This is a genomic window from Paenibacillus sp. RS8 (assembly GCF_041956825.1).
GTDB lineage: Bacteria > Bacillota > Bacilli > Paenibacillales > Paenibacillaceae > Paenibacillus_AQ.
On sequence record NZ_CP168131.1, the window covers coordinates 1,559,349 to 1,579,469 of the forward strand.

Genomic DNA, 20,121 nt, shown 5'->3' on the forward strand with positions numbered 1-20,121 from the left:
ACTGTGGAATGACATTTTTGTTACCGACGCCGCGTTGGATACAAGTATAATAGAAAAGTGCTAATAGTTAGCAAATCTTTAATACGAAGGAACTACTCATAAATTCTAACTTTGAATTTTCTTGTGTCTTTAGATGCATTGTAGAGGTAAGGAGGATTTAAGGCATGAAACAATTTAAAATATTTAGTTTAATAATGATTTCTTGTATTTTAACTTTAATACTAGCAAGTTGCGGGACCAAAGAACCTACGTGGGATACTTTTGAGGGTGCACTGAATGAGAAAAGCTTCCCTGTGCCCCATGAGGCCAATTCGCCCGACCAGACTACTACTAATGTTGCTATGGATTATGTACGTTATTCTTTACCTGGCCTAAAGGAGAAGAATGGTATTCCGGATCCTTATATGGAGGCTATTAAAGCTTGGGGCTGGACCGAAGAGGAAGATGATGATAGTGATTCTTCAGGTGTCTTTTTAAAGGATGGGTTAACGGTTCATTTAACAGTGCATGATGATTATTTTGTAGTGATGATTCCTAAAGAAAAGAAGACCTCTATTAAAGGCCTTAAGACCAAATAAACAATCGCCATCCTTTAAGGATGGCGATTTATTTTTTAATATGAAAATGGCATGAGTTATATTAGGGACTGCCCTTTACTGAGAGTAATAGGATACATCGGTTGGATTGAATTTCAGCATGCCTCCCTGACCCTGTTTATTCAATCTTAGTAGTGTATAAAGACGGGGCAGTAAGAGCCATAAGTGGCAAGTGATCAGAGATACTGTAAATGCTGGTGGTGACCAAAAAATAAAGAGTGCTGCAATACAAAGGCCGATATAGAAGTTATGTAGTTGTACTTTTCGGAATATACGGTAACTAATGTGCTGATCAGGCATGAACCCCAGCCAAGGCAGTTTAAATGAGACAGACCACCTTTTTGAAATGGGATGCCCTGAGATTAAAAGAACCGAGCGTGAAATGACATATTGAACCCAAAAGGCTACAGGCGCTGCTATGACGATGTAGAGAATGCTCCACCAGGAAAGAAATACGGTTTCAAGCACAAGGACTAATAGGGGAAGCATAATATAAATAGGCAGCAGGCGTGCCGTTAGATTGATTTTTTTAATTAGTTTATATTGATAGAATGTAGCTGCACCTTTGGTAGTGGGTTCCATAGATAATAGTCTAACCTCCTCGTGAATTCGTATGTTCTTAATATCGGCGATTAGCTGTATTTTATTAAACTGGGGCGGAAATTCACCGATATAACGGCAACGGAATATATATAATGCACGATACAAAGGATATGAAAAAACTATGAAAAGGTTTAAAATGATAGAAGGTGTATCATACTGTTCTTAAAAGAGTCAAGGTGGGATGGTTATGGAACAGCAAACCGGGCAAGCTTGTATCATTTGTGGACAGGTAAAAGAGGAAGGTATTGTGATTGTCTCGCATTTTATTTGTGAGGAATGTGAGGCTGAGATGATACGTACCGAGGCTGAGGATGCCAAGTACCGTTTTTTTATCGGCCGGATGAAGAAGATCGGATTGCAAAAGAACGCTTAAGTAGAGTAACTCTGTTAAATGATGCGGTTAAGAGAGCAGTCTGGATGAAAGATACGATGGCTGCATTAGTGATATTTAGTATACGGCTTCCTCGTTCTTCAGGCGGGAGAAGCCGTTTTGTTGTCCGTGGGGTTGCTTTTGTACTGAAGCATAGGCGTTTATGAATATTTACGTTAAAATAGAAGGAACCCTATGGGAAGGAATTTAATATGAATAAATTACAACGTTGTAGGGCGCCTATATACGAAATGCTGGAACAATATAGAATTATGGGTAATAGATCATATCATGTGCCAGGTCATAAAAATGGAAAGGCATATGATGGCGTTGAAGGCGCTGGCTTTTTAGATGAGGTAATGAAGTATGATGTTACGGAAATTTCCGGAACGGATGATCTTCATCATCCTGAGGGAGTTATCAAGGAAGCGCAAGAGCTGGCAGCAGATTGCTTTGGAGCAGAGGAAAGTTTTTTTCTAGTGGGTGGGAGTACAGCCGGCAATCTGGCTCTTATTCTAACCGCTTGTCCCGAGCCTGGAATGCTTATGATCCTTCAACGCAATGTGCATAAGTCAGTCATTCATGGGCTGATGTTGGCTGGAGTGCGTGCTGTTTTTCTGGAGCCGCTGATTGACCCTCTTAGCGGCTTAGCAGTGGCGCCGGCGGCAGAAGCTGTTAAGGCTGCACTTGCAGCCTACCCTGAAGCCGCAGCCGTACTTGTAACCATGCCGAATTATTACGGCATGGGGAGTGACCTTACGCCCCTCGCGCGTATCTGTCACGACAGCGGTGTACCGCTGCTTGTGGATGAGGCGCATGGGGCGCATTACGGGCAGCACCCGGCGCTGCCGGCCGGTGCACTTGCTTGTGGCGCGGACGGTGTCGTGCAGTCCACGCACAAGATGCTCACAGCGATGACCATGGGCGCTATGCTGCATGTTCAAGGGCCGCGGCTTGACCGCGCCCTGCTCCGGCAGCGGCTCGCCATGGTGCAGAGCTCCAGCCCATCATATCCTATGATGGCGTCGCTGGATCTTGCCCGGCGGCTGCTGCACAGCCGGGGCAAGGATGCCTTCACGGCGGGGCTGGCCGCCGTGGACGTCCTACGGCGCGGGCTCGCGGAGCTGCCGCGCTATGGGCAGGTGCAGCCGGCAGAGCTGCTGCACCCAAATACGCCGCCTGATTCTATGGCGGCGTACGTGACACAGGACCCCTTCAAAGTCGTCATTTATGACGCCACCGGGGTCCTGAGCGGCTTCGAGCTGCAGCGCAAGCTCGAGGCTAAGGGCTGTGTGCCGGAGATGAGTGATGACCGGCACGTAGTGCTGCTGTTCAGCCTTGGATCAAGGGCTGAAGATGCAGAGCAATTGCTGCTGGCGCTGCGGGAAATAGATTCGGAGCAACCTCCCGAATCACCGCATACGCTTAGCAAACCAGACGCTCGTAATATTTCCACGTGGAACAATTTCGATTCTTTACAAATCTCGGAGCCTGTCTCCTTTTCATTGAAGCCAGTGTTAGCTAGTGAGATTGAAAGCATTGATCTTGAATGTAGCGTGGGGAGAGTGGCGGCGGAGATGGTTATTCCATATCCGCCGGGGATCCCGATATTATATCCGGGTGAAGTGATCACAAATCAGATACAAAGAAGGCTGGCTGGTTTAGCCAAAGGAGGCGCCAAATTTCAGGCTTGTGCTGATCCGGTCTTACAGCGTATTGAGGTATACAACATTCAGAAGGGCGGAGAAGCATAAGTGGGAAAAGAAGGTTTCTTCATTACATTAGAAGGGGGCGATGGCTCCGGCAAAACAACGGTATTAGGTAGAGTAGCAGCCTATTTACAGAATCGGTCCATGCCTTATCGAATAACACGTGAACCCGGTGGCGTTGAAATTGCCGAGAAGATTCGCTCTATTATTCTAGATCCTGCCCATACAGCAATGGATGCGCGCACAGAGGCATTACTATACGCTGCATCAAGAAGCCAACATCTCGCCGAAGTCGTTGAGCCGGCTCTTAGAGAAGGGCTAACAGTGCTCTGTGACCGCTTTGTGGACAGCAGCCTTGTTTATCAAGGACATGCGAGAGGGCTTGGAATTGAAGAAGTATGGAGTATTAATCGCTTTGCGATTGGAAACCGTATGCCGGATCTAACCTTTTATCTGGATGTAGATCCAGAGATAGGGCTGTCACGGATTGCAGCGAATCAAGAACGGGAAGTAAATCGTCTGGATCTGGAGAGTCTTTCCTTTCATCAGAAGGTTCGCGAAGGCTATCAATTATTAGTTGAAGCAAATCCGGACAGAATAGTAGTTCTAGATGCTAATCGCCCTATTCATATGGTAGAACAAGATATCGTGAGAACACTTGAAGAGAGAGTATTAAAGGGTTTTTAGGGTGTTTTGTCTAATATACTAAGAGAAGTGACATATAACTAGGCGTTTGTTTATCAAGCAAGGGTTACTACGAGAAACTCTATGTAGTAATACACCATAAAAGTATTGGGAGGGAATGCGAAGATGAAGTTGATCATTGCAATTATCCAGGATAAGGACAGTAACCGGTTGTCCAGCGAGCTAGTCAAAGCCAATTTCCGTGCTACTAAACTTGCAAGTACTGGTGGCTTTTTACGGGCGGGTAATACGACATTTATGATCGGGGTAGAAGACGGTCAGATTGAATCCGTATTGACCGTAATCCGTAACAGCTGTAAAGTGCGTGAGCAGTTGGTCACTCCGGTAACACCGATGAGTGGTACAACGGATTCGTATTTGCCGCTTCCTGTCGAGGTGCAAGTCGGTGGAGCTACTGTATTCGTACTTCCTGTAGATCGTTTTGAACATTATTAAGTATAATATAAATTAGCAAGTCATTTACAAAAAGGGCGGTAGATAACCTTTGAAGATCAATCCGGGGTATAGGCCCTTAAAGAGTGAGATGACAAATACAGAAGGGGCTAACAAACCCGTTCAGCAAAAAACGTTCTCTGACGTTTTTCAGCAGCAAAGTGAGCAGAAAACCAAAGATGAACTAAACCGCCAGATCAAAGAAATACAGTCTCAAGGGGATCGTTTATCTAAGTCTATGACGATTCGTGAACTTACCATTTACCGGATGATGATCAAAAGGTTTCTGGAAGAAACGGCACGAAGAGGCGTTACTCTGAAAGAAACACGCGGTTGGGATCGACGTGGCCGTGGCAAGCGTTACAAGCTGCTTGAGGAAATTGATTCGGCTTTGCTATCTATGGCAGATGATTTGCTGAATAGTGAGCAAGGCCGGATAGATCTGTTGGGACGTGTTGGAGAAATTCGCGGGTTGTTAATCAACCTTTCTTTTTAAAGTTTTGGGAGGAAATTATGCCTTTTCATGATATAGTAGGCCAGGAGAACGCTAAGCGGCTTCTCCAAAATGCCTTGCGCAAAGAAGCTGTGAGTCATGCTTATTTATTTACAGGACCGGCAGGCAGTGGACAAATGAAAACGGCGCTGATGTTTGCCCAAGCAATATTTTGTACCCAGAGCAAGGACGATGCCTGTGGGGAATGCCTGGAGTGCCGGAAAGTAGAGCATGGAAACCACCCTGATTTGTCACTGCTGCAGCCAGATGGAGCAAGTATTAAAATAGATCAAATCCGTGAGCTGCAGCGCGTCTTTTCCTATCGGTCAGAGGGTGTGAATCCGAAAGTATATATTATAGATGGAGCAGACAAAATGACAGTACAAGCTGCCAATAGTCTGCTGAAATTTCTGGAGGAGCCACCGGCTCCGGCCGTTGGAATCTTAATTTCTGATAATAGCCGTTCCTTATTGCCAACGATTCAGTCGCGGACTCAGCGGATTCCATTTAGTCCGTTAAATCCGGATATTATGCTGCAAGCTCTGGCAAGTGAGGGCGTTCCTATACCCTTAGCTCGATGTGCAGTATCACTTAGTTCAGGACTTGATGGTTGCAGGAAACTTTTGGAACAGAATTGGTTTGCAGAAATGAGAAATGTAATGTTACAATTAGCTAAGGAGTCCTTAGGCAAGGGCAGCTCCGCGGTAGCAACTGCTGGGCAGAAGCTGTTCAAGACCGGGCTCGCTGAACATTTGGATATCTTCTTCAGCATGTTCCATCTGTGGTTTAAAGATATGCTCTACTTCCTGTACCGTAAGCATGAGAGTATCGTTTTCATAGATCAGTTAGACTTTATTTCCAGGCATGCCCGTGAGCGGAGTGCGGAACAATGGGTGGCTTATATGGGATTTGCCGCAGAGAGTACTAAGAAGCTGCGATCCAATGCCAATGCCCAGTTGTGTCTGGAGCAGTTTTTAATCCGACTGGAAAGTTAAAGGATTAGTTATGATATATCCTCCGGATGTCGCTTTACCTGGAAGTATCGTTTTAACCGACGAGGAAGGACAAGCATGAATCATCAGGGAGCGGACATGCCCATAGGTTCCTTTTACCGGCAAACAAGGGGGTTAATTTTTGTACAGCGTAGTAGGTGTCCGTTTTAAAAAAGCGGGTAAAATATATTATTTCGATCCACTTGATTTTCCGATTGAACGGGATCAATATGTTATTGTGGAGACAGCACGTGGGGTTGAATACGGTAAAGTTGTCGTAGGCAAAAAAGAGGTGGAAGAATCCGACGTAGTGTTGCCCCTCAAAAAAGTGATGCGTATTGCCGGAGAAACCGACGCACGCGTGGTTGAAGAGAACAAAGGGGCCGCTAAAGAGGCGTTTACCACCTGTTTAAATAAAATACGCGACCATGGTCTCAAAATGAAGCTCGTCGATGTAGAGTTTACTTTTGACCGTAATAAGATTATATTTTACTTTACGGCCGAAGGACGGGTCGACTTTAGAGAATTGGTTAAAGATCTAGCAAGTATCTTCCGGACCCGCATTGAGCTACGGCAAATTGGGGTGCGTGATGAGGCCAAAATGCTTGGTGGACTTGGACCTTGTGGACGAGTGCTTTGTTGTTCATCTTGGTTAGGGGATTTTGAACCCGTATCCATAAAAATGGCCAAGGATCAGAACCTATCACTTAATCCGACGAAGATTTCAGGACTTTGTGGACGTCTGATGTGTTGTTTGAAGTTTGAGCATGACAATTATGAGAGTGTAAAGGAAGAAATGCCAGCGGTCGGCAAGATTGTCGTGACCTCATTGGGTGATGGCAAAGTAGTAGGACTTAATGCCGGAAGCCGTACGGTTCATGTACAGTTGTTTGAAGTGGGCAAAGTTAAGGAACTTCCAATGGATGATGTTGTCGTCAAGTAAACCATTATAAGGTTACTTTCGGGGTGGAAACTTGGAGAAGAAAAATATATTTGCACACATGCAGGATATGGAAGCACAGATGGAAACGATGCGCGCCAATCTTGGAGAATGGAAACAGACGGTAAAAGAGCTGATGGAAGCTAATCAGAGGTTAACTCTGGAGAATGAACAGCTTCGCAAAATTTTAAAGCGGGATGCACCTTTGGATCCTACCGTAGATTCTGCGGAGGCGGAAGCTCTTTTAGCTGCCGGAGAGGGAACAGAAGAGGTTGTCGGGGAAGGTTATGACAACTTGGCCCGGCTTTACCATGAAGGCTTTCACATCTGTAATGTTTATTTTGGACATTTACGCACGGAAGGTGATTGTCTGTTCTGTCTTTCTTTTCTTAATAAATGAGGATATCCAGCCGTAGGAGATTGATCCTACGGTTTTTTTTGAATTTAGGCTAAATGAGGTTAACGAATTCAATGGAGCTTGACTCAACAAAACAAAGCATATGCTTCCCAAGCAAGTTTTATCTCAGTGATATATTCAATGAAGCTTAGCTCAACAAAACTTTTAGGAGATTATTACATGACTAATTCTTATAACGATATACCTGTTCCTTTGTTACCAACGGAGCGGGTGGATGATTTACTAACGCATGATTTACGAATTATTCAAAGCGATGAAGTATTTAGCTTTTCTATGGATGCTGTACTTCTTGCCCGTTTCGCCAGCGTCCCGCCACGCGGGAGAGTCCTGGATCTTTGTACTGGAAACGGTGTAATACCTATTCTGATGACAACCCGAACAAAAGCTTCTATAGAAGGGATTGAAATTCAGCCCCGTTTAGCGGATATGGCTCGGCGTAGTGTGGCTTTGAATGGACTTCAGGATCAGGTTGTGATCCATGAAGGTGATTTACGTGAGTTATATAAAGTAGCAGGGCATGGCGTATATGATGCGATAACTGTTAATCCTCCTTATATGCCGCTTAACGGTAGTGACCTAAAGCTGAACACGCATCAAGCTATGGCTCGTCACGAAATAGGGTGTACACTGGAGGAGGTCATTCAAGCCTGTGTGCGACTAGTTCGGACCGGAGGAAAGGTAAGTATGGTTCACAAGCCACAACGGTTGGTGGATATTATTAGTCTTATGAGAAAATATAGGCTAGAGCCTAAGATTATTCGCTTTGTACATCCACGTGCGCATCTGGAAGCCAACATGGTATTAATTGAAGCGATGCGTGACGGCAAACCAGAGGTTCGTTTACAGCCACCACTCATTGTATATAATGAGGACAATCAATACTGTCCAGAAATTATGGACATCTACTACGGTGCTAAAGAGGGTAAATCATGACGATATCATGCCAAAGCAGTTTCCAAAACAATAACAATACACATAAGCAGGAATCAACAGGTTCACTCTTTTTGGTGGCAACACCCATCGGTAATTTAGAGGATATGACCTATCGCGCTGTTCGCACATTGCAGGAATGCGATATTATAGCTGCTGAGGATACAAGACAAACTCGAAAATTGTTAAGCCATTTTGAAATTACACCTTCTATGCTGTTCAGTTACCATGAGCATAATAAGGCTGCCAGTGGACCTGAACTTATCCGCTATATAATAGAAGGAAAAAATTTGGCTCTCGTCAGCGATGCCGGATTACCAGCCATTTCTGATCCTGGTGCAGACCTTGTAGCCCTTGCCATAAGTCACGGTATACCAGTGATTCCTATACCTGGAGCTAACGCAGCTTTGTCAGCTTTAATTGCTTCTGGTTTGCCTACGACTACGTTCACTTTTATCGGTTTCTTACCACGTGAACGTAAAGATATCCGTGCGGTATTAAGTCCTCTTCGTTCGGCACAAGGGACCATACTTTTCTATGAGTCTCCACATCGAGTGGTGAAGACGCTGGCTCATCTCCAAGAAGCATTCGGCAATCGACGAATTGTACTGGCTCGTGAATTGACGAAGAGATATGAAGAGTTTTTACGTGGGACGATTGAGGAATGTGCGGATTGGCTTGCTGAACATCCACCGCTTGGCGAGTATGTAATCGTTGTTGAAGGTGAGAGTAAGGAAGATGCCGAATTGGCAGAATCGGCTTGGTGGCGCCAGTTAAGTATTGAGGAGCATGTTGCACATTACGAAGCGGCAGATTTACCACGTAAAGAAGCTATGAAAAAAGCAGCTTCTGATCGTGGTGTTGCAAAGCGGGATATTTATAACGCGCTTCTTGATAAAGCTGAGCAGTAAGTGTTATAGACCGGTTCTTATGCTGAGAGGCTAAGAATACAAAGTTTAATTGTGCTTAAGAGATTTACATGTAGGTTAATGTACTTTGTACAAAGAGGGGAATAAGTCCTTTTAGACACCCTTTTGAGGCGGGAAACTGAAGTAAAAGCAGAAAAAAAATACCTCCCGCGGTCACGGGAGGTCAAGGAGATATGAAAAGGTTAGAATTAACAATTTGATTAGTTCTATTATATACTATTTATTTTAGTTTGTCACAGGGGTAGGAATAGTAGAAATGCATTCATGACAAACTATTTTTCCTTTAAAGTAAGTTACGTTCTCAGCGTTGCCGCAGAAAATGCAGGCAGGCTCATATTTCTTAAGCATAATGCGCTCACCATCAACGTAAATTTCAAGTGCGTCTTTTTCACCAATACCAAGAGTACGGCGCAATTCAATGGGAATAACTACCCGACCAAGTTCGTCTACTTTTCTTACAATTCCTGTTGATTTCATCATAACAATCGTTACTCCTCTCAATGTCCCAAAAACGCCATTATTCGACATTGTTCACTGTTTTATGATATTCATAATACCAACGATTCCCAAAACAGTCAACCTTTTTTCATATGCTAATTAAGAACTTTTTCACAAAAACTTTGAATTGCCTATCATAATCACGAATTCTAAAAAAAGTGTAAAAATAAACTTTGTCGATTTACCAAGACTAAAATCGTCATCATTCGACAAAGTACGACATAATTACTTATTATATACTTAAATTGGTTAAAATCATATTAAATTTAAAAAAGGAGTTGATCTCATGAAGCAGCCGCTTACAGAAGAAAAGGTTTTCAAAGATCCGGTTCACAACTATATCCACGTGCAGGATACTATTATTTGGCGACTAATAAATACAAAGGAGTTTCAGCGTCTACGCCGAATCCGCCAGCTGGGTACCTCGTATCTGACTTTTCATGGTGCAGAGCATAGTCGGTTTTCTCATTCCCTTGGGGTATACGAAATTACACGTAGAATCATTTCGCAATTTGAACGAAGCGGGTATAAGGATTGGATTCCTGAAGAAAGTCTGCTAACCTTGTGTGCGGCTTTGCTTCATGATCTGGGGCATGGTCCATTTTCTCATTCTATAGAAGAAGCTTTTGAAATGAACCATGAGGATTGGACTTGTCGTATTATTCTGGAGGACACAGAAATAACTGAAATCTTGCGTGATGTGGAGGAGGATTTTCCTCGTAAAGTAGCTTCAGTGATCTCCAAAACTTATGAGCATGAAATCGTTGTTAATCTGGTTTCCAGTCCGCTAGATGCTGATCGCATGGATTATTTGTTGCGTGATGCGTACTATACAGGTGTAAACTATGGAACGATCGATATTGATCGGATTTTGAGAATGCTGCGTCCTTATAATGGTCGGGTTGTGGTAAAAGAATCGGGAATGCATGCGATTGAGGATTATTTAATGTCGCGTTATCAAATGTACTGGCAAGTATATTTTCATCCGGTGACACGCAGCTCTGAGATTATTTTGCGACAAATTTTCCGTAGAGCTAAGGAGCTTTTCCAAGAGGGGTACCATTTTAGTTTTATGATTAATCCGCTGGAGGATTTGTTCCGTGGAGAGGTGACAGTGAAGCAATATTTAATGTTAGATGAGGCGCTGGTACAGACGGCTTTTATGCAGTGGACGCTTGAAAAAGATGAGCTATTAAGCGACTTGTGTACCCGTTTTATTCATCGTAAACTGTATAAATATGTTGAGATGGAGAATCTTGATACAGATATGATTACTGACATTCGCAGCAGTTTTGCGGCAGCGGGACTTCACCCGGAATATGACTTGGAGATTGATTTTCCGACAGATTTACCCTATGATGTGTTCCGTCCGGGAGAAGCCTTTGACAATAAGCAAATCTTGCTGCTTGATCGACATGATCAGCTGAGGGAAATTTCAGAGGTGTCGGATATTGTACGCTCTATTAGCGGCATTCATCGTGGCAGGTATCATTTGTATTTTCCTCAAGATAAGTTGAGACAAGCGCTTACACGATTGCCATCTTCAATAGCAGAGATTTTTGCAAAATAATACAAGAAAATATGGGATTTTTGACAAGAAGAAACGATGTTTTCGTCTTTTGAAATCAATAACTGCTTCTCGTAGAAATAGACGATACAATAGATGGCGTGAAATTCACACTGTCTTATGTTAAAAAACAACAAGGAGTGACGGCAAAAATGTTTCTGTTTGACACACATACGCATCTGGATGCACCTCAATTCGACGAGGATCGCGAAGAAGTTATCGCTCGTGCTGTAGAGGCTGGCGTTAGTAAGATGATTAATATCGGATTTAATCGGGAGACGATTCCCTCTACGATGAAGCTGGCAGAATCTTATGATTATATTTATGCTGCAGTGGGCTGGCATCCACAGGATGCGATAGATATGAAAGAAGGAGATCTCGATTGGATCGCTTCTCTGTGCAGTCATAAAAAAGTGGTGGCTATTGGGGAAATTGGACTGGATTATTACTGGGATACCTCTCCCAAGGATGTGCAACATGAGGTTTTTCGCAAGCAAATCGGACTAGCCCGTGAACTAAAGATGCCGATTTGTATTCATGACCGTGATGCCCATGAAGATGTTGTACGGATTTTGCGGGAAGAAAAGGCAAATGAGGTTGGAGGCGTAATGCACTCATTCTCAGGAAGCTGGGAAACAGCAAAAATGTGCTTGAATCTTGGTTTTCATTTATCGTTTGGAGGACCCATTACGTTCAAAAATGCACGAGTGCCAAAAGAAGTGCTTGCGCAGACCCCGTTAGACCGATTATTGATCGAAACGGATGCCCCATATTTGACTCCTCATCCCTTCCGCGGGAAGCGAAATGAGAGTGCTCATGTGAAGTTGGTAGCAGAGGCGGCAGCTGAAATTAAAGGGCTAACATGGGAAGAATTGGCTAAAATAACGTATGCGAACGCACTGGAACGATTTGGGATTGAGTGAAAACGGGAGTAAAATAGGCGAAAAATAGAGAATGGCCGATATATTAAACTTTTTTAATATAAAAACGGCTGAATATTACAATATTTTAACCAAATTTTTGCTTAAACGTGGTTGAATCGTCCTTTACAACATGCATCAAAACAGGATATCATCTTTTCAGTGATGTGAGCTGTGTTATAGTGACAGCCACTGATTCATGGATCGTCTCGCTGAGTCTCCGTATGGAGAACGGGGGAACCAATATTGACCTGTCGCATGCCTGTATTTTGAATACGGCTTCGACGTGCCACAGGACAGTATTTGATTTCTTCACGTGGTCTTTGGGGTGAATTTAAGGGCAACCGCCATGAGCGGGTGACCTGAAATAGGGCGTCTCTCTTTCGTCCGAACCCGACAGCTAACCCCGTAAGCGCAAGTAAGAGAGGCAACCTCGTGCACAAGCATTCTCTATTCTGAATTTGGAGAAGCCACGAAAGAGTCCTCAATTGAACTCTTTTTAGGCTTTTTTATTTTTGAATAAATAGAATGTTGCCCACATACTGTTATATAACAGGGGTGGGAGTAGCTGTGCCGAGCAGGCGATCCATGAGCAGGAGACGCTAAGTTATTAAGTGCGTGTCCTGTGACAATCTCAAATAGTTTCGTCAAAGGAATTCAGTCCTCATGATATACAATTGACGACGGGGCTATGTAAGGAGGATGGAGAGAATGGGCGTATTCCAACCAGAAGTATCCCATGATTCGCAGTCATCCAGCAGGTCTTTCGCACTACGGTGGGAGCAAGTAAATACTCGCGTACTTTTACTTGCAGGCGTGATTTCAGTCGCTATCGCGCTACTTATTCTGCTGTACGTACACGGTCAAAGTAACAAACAATTATTTTTAGTAATAGACGGGCAGACACAGACGCTTGAAACGCGAGAAGCGCTTCTTGGTGATGTGCTGGAGAAAGAGCAAATTTCGCTGCAGCCGCATGATGAACTATCTTTAGGTCTGAGTGATGAAATAAAAGACGGTGACCGTGTCGTTATCAATCGTGCGCAGAAAATTAGCCTTACTGCGGACGGAGCAACAAAAACGTTATATACAACCGAGGATACAATCGGTAAAGCAATTGACAAAATGGGCATCACCCTAGAAGGTCATGATAAGATTTTCCCTTCGTTAGACACCGCCATTTCTGCCAACATGGGGATTAAGATTGTTCGCATCAACAAACAGACTGTACAGCGGACAACTAACTTACCCTTCAGAGTCATCAAGACAGCAGACCCCTCCCTTACTGTGGGAACAGTTAGAGTGGCACAGGCAGGCAAACCAGGCGTCATGATTCAGCATATTGAAAAGATCTACCAAGACGGAGAACTGGCCTCTATGCGCATGATTGGTAAGGAAGTACAAACGGTAACGAAAGATAAAGTTATTGCCGTTGGTACCAAACCACTTCCTAAGCCGGCTGTAGCTAAGACTACAACAACTTCCAAATCAAACACTACTTCCAAAACGGCTAAGGTTAGCGCCAAGACTAATAACGTCACAAGCAAGGCTGGCGTAGACTTTGAGTACAAGAAGATGATTAAGAACGTCTCCATGACAGCTTATTCATCAGAAGAGCCAGGTATAGGTACCAAAACTGCCTCCGGAACACGCGTAACGGAAGGTCGTACAATTGCAGTAGACCCGAATGTAATCCCTATTGGCTGGTGGGTATATATTGAGGGGCTTGGATTCCGCCGAGCTGAAGATACTGGCGGTGCCATTAAAGGCAATAAAGTAGATGTCTATTACGATTCACTGAGCCATGTGCGTAATTTCGGTCGTAAATCACGTACCGTTTATGTGATTGGACCTGTGAAGCCGGAGTTAAATTAGTTCGGAAGCTTTTGCAAATTATTCTTTGATAAGCTATAGTGATGATAACCGTTAAGGAACGCCAGATGATCATTTCGTTGATCGCAGAGCAACCGCTCATCACTTATAAATTCTTTAACCAAAAGAAGAGGAGCGAAACCTCTTCTTTTTTGCTTTTTTTGGAAGGAGTCAATAGATATGATTAAGGAATTAATTGTCGTTGAAGGTAAGAGTGATACCGTCGCTGTTAAACGCGCTGTAGAAGCAGATACGATCGAAACAGGGGGCTCGGCGGTAGACCGGACCGTAATTGCGAAGATCGCGCTTGCTATGGAGCGTAGAGGGGTGATTATTCTTACAGATCCGGATCACGCGGGTGAACGAATTCGTAAGATTGTGTCCGCAAAGGTGCCGGGCTGCAAGCATGCTTTCATTCCGGAGAAGGACGCAACCCGTAAGGGAGATATCGGTGTGGAGAACGCCTCTCCAGAGGCGATTCGTCATGCGCTACGAAACGTACATACCTCTTTTGAAGGAGCACCTGCAATAATTGGAATTGACGATCTAATGGCCGCTGGAATGCTTGTACACCCTCGGGCAGCTGAAAGACGTATGGCACTTGGTAATTTGCTTGGAATCGGATATTGTAATGGCAAGCAGCTGTACAAGCGGCTGGCGATGTTTGGAATTACGCGGGAGGAATTTGCCGGAGCTCTCGCCCAAATTGATCAGGGGGGCATTACTTCATGAGTGGTAGAGAGGAAATTTCAACTCCAAAACGGACAAAAGAGATTATTCAACGTTATGGATTTAAGTTCAAGAAGAGCTTAGGACAGAATTTTTTGATTGATCAAAATATATTGGACAAGATTGTAGACGCTGCTGGGCTAGATAGCGACTCAGGGGCTCTAGAGATCGGTCCTGGGATTGGAGCACTTACGGAGCGTTTGGCGCTAACAGCCGGTGCGGTAACCGCTGTGGAGATCGACCGTAGGTTGATCCCTATTTTAAGGGACGTACTTTCCCCTTACCCGCATGTTAAGGTTCGTAATGATGATGTTCTGAATGTAAACCTGCAGGAGCTGTTCAAGGAAGACTTTTCATCCGTGAACAAGGTAAGCGTAGTTGCCAATTTGCCGTATTATGTGACTACACCGATCCTGATGAAACTGCTCGAAGAGAAGCTTCCGCTTGATAACATCGTTGTAATGATTCAGAAAGAGGTTGCGGAGCGTATGGCTGCTTCTCCGGGAGGGAAGGAATACGGAAGCCTTAGCATTGCCGTGCAGTATTACAGCGAGCCTGAGCTCGTCTGCATTGTGCCGCGTACAGTATTCATTCCTCAGCCTAATGTGGAGTCAGCTGTAATCCGTCTAAAGGTAAGAGAGCGCCCACCGGTAGAAGTTGAGAGTGAGAAGCATTTCTTTGAGGTCGTTCAAGCTTCTTTCACACAGCGTCGCAAAACGATTGCTAACAATCTCAAGGCTCGTTACTTCCCTGAAGAGGGACGTGAACGTCTGGAGGCTTTACTTGCAGAAGCTGGTATTGAACCAACCCGTCGCGGAGAAACGTTAAGTTTAGAAGAATACGCCCGATTGAGCGGTGTTCTGTTGGCTGCTGGAATCGTATAAGCTAAAAACACGGCTAGTTATGAACCAACTGAGGCCTTTGCCCATACGATGGGGTAGAGGTGGTGGTTGTAATGAATTTAGGAGACTTGGTCGTTCGTAAATCATATGGCGGTGATTTGACTTTTCGTGTAGATCATATTGTGCAGGACAGAGCCGTCATTAAAGGCACAGATTTCCGTCTGTTGGCGGATTCTCCTCTGAATGACTTGGTTCAAGTGCCTCCTACCCGAATTACGGAACGAGGACAACAAGCACAGATTAAAGCGAATGAATCACTGACACAGCTGCGGAAAGACCGACAGGAGCAAAGTCAGCGGAGCGGGAGCGCTCTATCAGAGGGGGCATGGGCTCCATCGCCCAAGGAAGCTGCTTATTTTGAAGTGCCGGGGAAAGTACTACATCTGGATGGCGATCCGGCGTACTTGAATAAGAGTCTGAGCTTATATGAGCAATTGCGGATCCCTGCTGAAGGTCATCATGTTCATGAGTCCGCAATGGCTGACACTTTATACCGGCTGCTGCCCCGCGTGCGTCCAGATATTGTGGTGATTACCGGTCATGACGGGGTGCTGAAGCAACAGCATACTTACGATCTTCACAGTCTGAGCAGCTATAAAAATTCGCAAAACTTCGTAGCTGCTATTAGGGTAGCTAGGGATTATGAGCGAAATTTTGATGCGTTGACGATTGTTGCAGGTGCTTGCCAGTCACATTTTGAAGCGCTGCTGGGGGCAGGGGCGAACTTTGCCAGTTCCCCTGGACGGATATTGATCCATGCCTTAGACCCAGTATACGTAGCGGCAAAATCGTCGTTCACGCCCATTAGGGATACGGTGAATCTGAGTGATGTTTTGAACAACACCATTAGTGGTAATCAGGGAATCGGCGGTATTGAGACCCGTGGCAGCTTCCGTATTGGGATGCCGCGTCTGCAGAACCTGTCGGCACTAAAAGTGACACCTTCTGCGATTTAATCGACAGGGTAGGTCTATTTTCTAAGGCTAATAGGTAATTTGGAGTGGCCGAATAGAATAATGTGAAGAGAGGGTGAGCGATATGCTTGACCCTTTTTTTATGTTCAGAGCATATATATTGGGGCACCCGCATAGTACCTGGGCACGGATCGAAGCCCCCCACTTTGGGGGATTTATTACGTGAAATAGCTGCTATCTTTAAAGAACTACAAGGATATGTTTTGTTGCTTAGTAGCAATCGCATTACAGATAACAAGGATATTAGTTCGCCTCTGATTGCCCACAAAAAAATTCCGTTGACAACCAAATATTCATCATCTATAATTATTTATTTGCTTTGACAAACGCCTGAGAAAGTTGTATAATGGACAAGAAAAGAGGTGGTCGTCAGGCAATGGCTAATAACGCGCTGTTGGAAATTAAACGCAGTCTCGAAGCTCACGTCGGTCATAAGATCACGTTGCGTGCAAACGGAGGTCGTCGTAAAACCGTTGAACGCACCGGTGTCCTGGAAGAAACGTACCCTTCTGTATTTATTGTCAAACTGGATCAGGAGCAGCAAACATTCAAGCGAGTCTCCTATAGCTATGCCGATATCCTTACTGAATCTGTGGAAATCACAGTTTGTGAAGACGATGGGCAGATGCGGATTATGTATATTAAAGCTTAATGTCTCACAGGCAGCTTCCTTTGGAGGCTGTTTTTTATTTCTACGAGAACCGGTTGTCCTTGATAAAGGACGGCCGGTTCTTTTTGGCGGTTAACATGTCCGGTGAATGATCCTTGTTCTTAGCAAGCATACTAATTGAGCAATGGGTTTATCATTTACTTTCATAAGGGAGGAATTCCGTAATGAGCCGAAGAAAACGAGGCACGATGTCGGAAGAACTAAAGACGGAGTTAGCCAAGGAGCTTGGTTTTTACGAAACTGTAGAACGTGAAGGCTGGGGAGGAATCCGGGCAAAGGATGCCGGCAATATGGTAAAAAGAGCAATTCAGCTCGCTGAACAAGCTGCCCGGAAATCTTAATCTTTAGGGTGTGAACATTTATTTAACGAATAAGGGTGCGTCCAACTGGCGACACCCTTTTATTATTGGACTTCATTAGAAGTTTTTCATATAATATGTTAAGTTGTTTTTACGGGAAAAGCTGAAGGTGGGTGAACGCCTTGAAAATGTATGAAAAGGCACCAGCGAAAATTAATTTGATGCTGGATGTGCTGCACAAGCGTGCTGACGGTTTTCATGAGGTGGAAATGATTATGACCATGGTGGATCTAGCAGACCGCTTAGAGCTGTCTGAGCTGCCAAGGGATACTATTATAATATCAAGTCAAGCGGGTTATATTCCTCTAGATGAGAAGAACCTGGCCTTTCAGGCGGCTAGGCTTATTAAAGAGCGTTATAACGTGAAGAGTGGTGTACATATCCATCTGGACAAAAGAATACCGGTCGCTGCTGGCCTGGCTGGCGGAAGCAGCGATGCAGCAGCTACGCTACGCGGCCTTAATCGGCTGTGGCGTCTAGGCATACCTTCACAGGAGCTACAGGAGCTTGGTGCTGAGCTTGGTTCAGATGTGCCGTTCTGCGTTACAGGCGGTACTGCCTTGGCAACAGGTCGTGGCGAAAAGCTGACGCCGATTAAGAACCCTCCGCAATGCTGGGTAGTATTGGCTAAGCCACCTATCAATGTATCGACTGCGGAAGTATACGGACGCGTTCGGAGCAATAATATTGCTGTTCATCCTTCGGCTAGAAAGATGCAGGACGCGATCGAAGCTGGAGATTTTGGGGGCGTGTGTAATCATCTGGGTAATGTGCTTGAGGATGTTACTTTAAAGCTGCATCCAGAGGTACAGCAGCTCAAAGAGGCGATGGTTAAGCTCGGAGCAGACGGAGTCTTAATGTCCGGCAGCGGTCCTACAGTGTTCGGTTTAGTGTCCAAGCAGTCTAAAGTAGCAAGAATTTATAATGGACTGCGAGGGTTCTGCAAGGAAGTCTATGCAGTGAGATCACTCAATTAGTATGCTTCTCTTGTGTAAACCCGTACAAAAGTGATATATTTTTCATAAAATATTCGGTTTTGGCGAGGAGCATTCCGTGAAGAAATTAAAAAGAAGCCAACGTTTGGTAGACATGACTCAGTTTTTACTTGAGCGGCCACATGACCTACTGCCGCTGTCTATATTTGCCGATCGGTATGGAGCGGCTAAGTCCTCCATCAGTGAAGATTTGGCAATCATAAAAGAAGTATTTGAAGGTGAAGGCATCGGTGAGCTTCAGACCTTAGCCGGCGCAGCAGGTGGAGTACGTTATATTCCTGTTATGCCTAAAGAAATGGCGCTCTCTTTTGTTAAACGTTTATGTGTGCAGCTAGAACAGACAGATCGGATACTGCCCGGTGGTTATTTGTATATGTCGGATCTGCTTGGACTGCCATCTTTGATGGAGCAGGCGGGGAAGATCATCGCAACGGCCTTTTATGGATCGGAAATCGATGTGGTGATGACAGTAGAAACTAAGGGGATTCCGTTAGCCTATGCAACGGCAGCACAGCTCGGCTTGCCAGTAGTACTGGTACGACGTGACCATCAGGTTACAGAAGGCTCGGCAGTAAGTATTAACTATGTATCTGGATCACATAAGAGCATACACACCATGTCTCTCTCCAGACGTGCACTCAAGGAGAAATCGCGGGTACTCATCGTAGATGACTTCATGAAGGCAGGCGGAACCGTTCGAGGGATGGTCGACTTACTGGGAGAGTTTAATGCCGAGGTTGCTGGAGTGGGTGTATTAGTTGAGTCAGGCGCAGTAGAGTCGGAAGAACGCCTGTTGCATGACTATGTGTCTTTAGTAAAGCTGAGCGAGGTCGATTCGAAAGAGCGGCGGATTTCAGCGCATCCGGGTAACTATTTTTCCTCTTGATGGTTTGACGTTTCTACGTTTTCAAAAAGCGTGGAAATTGTCGAAAACGTAAGGAATATTAAGAAAATCACCCGATGCATGTCGAAAACAACAGATCCTAAAAAATATATTTCTTTTTTAGGTATTTTATGGAATCAAAAAGAAGGAATTCGCTTTGCTGTGTGGAATTATACACCAAGTCTCTGATGGAAAAAGGTGGTGAACACACACATGCAAATTACGGATGTCAGACTCCGCCGCGTTAACTCTGAGGGGAGAATGAAAGCAATCGCATCCATTACAATCGATAACGAGTTTGTTGTTCATGACATTCGCGTCATCGATGGTAATAACGGGATGTTTGTTGCAATGCCCAGCAAGCGTACACCGGATGGCGAATTCCGCGATATCGCTCACCCGATCTCTTCGGGAACACGCGAGAAGATTCAATCCGCGGTTTTAGCCGAGTACGATCGCGCCGCTACTGAAGAAGAAGAAGAAGTTATTGAAGAGGGAGCTTAGGCTGCCTCGGAAGACGGCTACCTTTTGGGTGGCGTAGGATCCGCCGTTTTTGATAAGATCATACCGAATACACTTCAGGACTTAAGCAGCTTGATCTTGCAAGAAAAGCTACCGCTAGTGAAGGATTTGAC

At 44.8% G+C, this 20,121-nt stretch carries 24 protein-coding genes and 1 riboswitch; of the genes, 22 read left to right on the plus strand and 2 right to left on the minus strand.

Annotated features, from left to right (window positions below):
• Positions 1–164: 164 nt before the first annotated feature.
• Positions 165–578, plus strand: coding sequence for a hypothetical protein (locus ACDZ28_RS08210; RefSeq protein WP_042123070.1), 414 nt, complete (start codon positions 165–167; stop codon positions 576–578).
• A gap of 75 nt (positions 579–653) precedes the next feature.
• On the opposite strand, the gene ACDZ28_RS08215 is transcribed toward ACDZ28_RS08210, so the two are convergent.
• The gene (locus tag ACDZ28_RS08215; protein ID WP_042123072.1) at positions 654–1,178 is read right to left on the minus strand and encodes a hypothetical protein; all 525 of its coding nucleotides are present in this window, start codon (positions 1,176–1,178) and stop codon (positions 654–656) included.
• Between the two features lie 208 nt (positions 1,179–1,386).
• Here ACDZ28_RS08215 and ACDZ28_RS08220 point away from each other — a divergent pair, with 208 nt between their 5' ends.
• From ACDZ28_RS08220 to rsmI, 10 genes are all read left to right on the plus strand, one after another.
• Positions 1,387–1,572 (plus strand): sigma factor G inhibitor Gin, encoded by a 186-nt coding sequence (locus ACDZ28_RS08220; RefSeq protein WP_042123074.1) that lies wholly within the window; start codon positions 1,387–1,389, stop codon positions 1,570–1,572.
• 209 nt (positions 1,573–1,781) lie between these two features.
• Complete coding sequence (locus ACDZ28_RS08225; protein WP_375104429.1) at positions 1,782–3,323, plus strand: aminotransferase class I/II-fold pyridoxal phosphate-dependent enzyme; 1,542 nt, start codon at positions 1,782–1,784, stop codon at positions 3,321–3,323.
• Positions 3,324–3,965, plus strand: a complete 642-nt coding sequence (gene tmk, locus ACDZ28_RS08230) for a dTMP kinase (protein WP_042123078.1) — start codon at positions 3,324–3,326, stop codon at positions 3,963–3,965.
• Between the two features lie 123 nt (positions 3,966–4,088).
• Positions 4,089–4,418, plus strand: a complete 330-nt coding sequence (locus ACDZ28_RS08235) for a cyclic-di-AMP receptor (protein ID WP_042123080.1) — start codon at positions 4,089–4,091, stop codon at positions 4,416–4,418.
• A gap of 49 nt (positions 4,419–4,467) precedes the next feature.
• Positions 4,468–4,911, plus strand: a complete 444-nt coding sequence (locus ACDZ28_RS08240; RefSeq protein ID WP_042123083.1) for a YaaR family protein — start codon at positions 4,468–4,470, stop codon at positions 4,909–4,911.
• Between the two features lie 17 nt (positions 4,912–4,928).
• The gene (gene holB / locus ACDZ28_RS08245; RefSeq protein WP_042123085.1) at positions 4,929–5,903 is read left to right on the plus strand and encodes a DNA polymerase III subunit delta'; all 975 of its coding nucleotides are present in this window, start codon (positions 4,929–4,931) and stop codon (positions 5,901–5,903) included.
• 139 nt (positions 5,904–6,042) lie between these two features.
• On the plus strand, positions 6,043–6,843 hold the full coding sequence (locus tag ACDZ28_RS08250) for a stage 0 sporulation family protein (protein WP_042123087.1): 801 nt from the start codon (positions 6,043–6,045) through the stop codon (positions 6,841–6,843).
• Positions 6,844–6,874: 31 nt separating this feature from the next.
• Positions 6,875–7,240 carry a DNA replication initiation control protein YabA gene (gene yabA, locus ACDZ28_RS08255; RefSeq protein ID WP_042123089.1) on the plus strand — a complete coding sequence of 122 codons (366 nt, stop codon included), beginning with the start codon at positions 6,875–6,877 and terminating at the stop codon, positions 7,238–7,240.
• Between the two features lie 177 nt (positions 7,241–7,417).
• The gene (locus ACDZ28_RS08260; RefSeq protein WP_042123091.1) at positions 7,418–8,191 is read left to right on the plus strand and encodes a tRNA1(Val) (adenine(37)-N6)-methyltransferase; all 774 of its coding nucleotides are present in this window, start codon (positions 7,418–7,420) and stop codon (positions 8,189–8,191) included.
• Positions 8,188–9,099 (plus strand): 16S rRNA (cytidine(1402)-2'-O)-methyltransferase, encoded by a 912-nt coding sequence (gene rsmI / locus ACDZ28_RS08265; protein WP_042123093.1) that lies wholly within the window; start codon positions 8,188–8,190, stop codon positions 9,097–9,099. Before ACDZ28_RS08260 ends, rsmI begins: the two co-directional genes overlap by 4 nt.
• A gap of 243 nt (positions 9,100–9,342) precedes the next feature.
• On the opposite strand, the gene ACDZ28_RS08270 is transcribed toward rsmI, so the two are convergent.
• Positions 9,343–9,597, minus strand: a complete 255-nt coding sequence (locus ACDZ28_RS08270) for an AbrB/MazE/SpoVT family DNA-binding domain-containing protein (RefSeq protein ID WP_042123095.1) — start codon at positions 9,595–9,597, stop codon at positions 9,343–9,345.
• A gap of 304 nt (positions 9,598–9,901) precedes the next feature.
• Here ACDZ28_RS08270 and ACDZ28_RS08275 point away from each other — a divergent pair, with 304 nt between their 5' ends.
• The 11 genes from ACDZ28_RS08275 (at position 9,902) to spoVG (ending at position 19,990) form a co-directional block, all read left to right on the plus strand.
• Entirely contained in the window at positions 9,902–11,185 is a 1,284-nt protein-coding gene (locus tag ACDZ28_RS08275) for an HD domain-containing protein (RefSeq protein ID WP_375104430.1), read from the plus strand.
• 149 nt (positions 11,186–11,334) lie between these two features.
• Entirely contained in the window at positions 11,335–12,105 is a 771-nt protein-coding gene (locus ACDZ28_RS08280) for a TatD family hydrolase (RefSeq protein WP_042123099.1), read from the plus strand.
• 197 nt (positions 12,106–12,302) lie between these two features.
• Positions 12,303–12,532: riboswitch (cyclic di-AMP (ydaO/yuaA leader) on the plus strand.
• Positions 12,533–12,813: 281 nt separating this feature from the next.
• Positions 12,814–13,977: a ubiquitin-like domain-containing protein gene (locus tag ACDZ28_RS08285; RefSeq protein WP_375104431.1), complete on the plus strand. Its 1,164-nt coding sequence runs from the start codon at positions 12,814–12,816 to the stop codon at positions 13,975–13,977.
• Positions 13,978–14,154: 177 nt separating this feature from the next.
• On the plus strand, positions 14,155–14,706 hold the full coding sequence (rnmV, locus tag ACDZ28_RS08290) for a ribonuclease M5 (RefSeq protein WP_042123102.1): 552 nt from the start codon (positions 14,155–14,157) through the stop codon (positions 14,704–14,706).
• Entirely contained in the window at positions 14,703–15,587 is an 885-nt protein-coding gene (gene rsmA, locus ACDZ28_RS08295) for a 16S rRNA (adenine(1518)-N(6)/adenine(1519)-N(6))-dimethyltransferase RsmA (RefSeq protein ID WP_042123104.1), read from the plus strand. The genes rnmV and rsmA overlap by 4 nt, the downstream gene beginning before the upstream one ends.
• Before the next feature lie 71 nt (positions 15,588–15,658).
• Positions 15,659–16,561 (plus strand): sporulation peptidase YabG, encoded by a 903-nt coding sequence (yabG, locus tag ACDZ28_RS08300; RefSeq protein WP_076121194.1) that lies wholly within the window; start codon positions 15,659–15,661, stop codon positions 16,559–16,561.
• 394 nt (positions 16,562–16,955) lie between these two features.
• Entirely contained in the window at positions 16,956–17,231 is a 276-nt protein-coding gene (gene veg / locus ACDZ28_RS08305) for a biofilm formation stimulator Veg (RefSeq protein ID WP_019914493.1), read from the plus strand.
• A 182-nt stretch (positions 17,232–17,413) separates the two neighbouring features.
• A complete protein-coding gene (locus ACDZ28_RS08310; protein WP_042123112.1) occupies positions 17,414–17,590 on the plus strand; it encodes a small, acid-soluble spore protein, alpha/beta type in 177 nt (58 codons plus the stop codon).
• 140 nt (positions 17,591–17,730) lie between these two features.
• Positions 17,731–18,585 carry a 4-(cytidine 5'-diphospho)-2-C-methyl-D-erythritol kinase gene (ispE, locus tag ACDZ28_RS08315; protein WP_339288713.1) on the plus strand — a complete coding sequence of 285 codons (855 nt, stop codon included), beginning with the start codon at positions 17,731–17,733 and terminating at the stop codon, positions 18,583–18,585.
• Positions 18,586–18,661: 76 nt separating this feature from the next.
• Positions 18,662–19,489: a pur operon repressor gene (gene purR / locus ACDZ28_RS08320; protein ID WP_042123117.1), complete on the plus strand. Its 828-nt coding sequence runs from the start codon at positions 18,662–18,664 to the stop codon at positions 19,487–19,489.
• A gap of 210 nt (positions 19,490–19,699) precedes the next feature.
• Positions 19,700–19,990, plus strand: coding sequence for a septation regulator SpoVG (gene spoVG / locus ACDZ28_RS08325; RefSeq protein ID WP_042123119.1), 291 nt, complete (start codon positions 19,700–19,702; stop codon positions 19,988–19,990).
• Positions 19,991–20,121 lie beyond the last annotated feature (131 nt).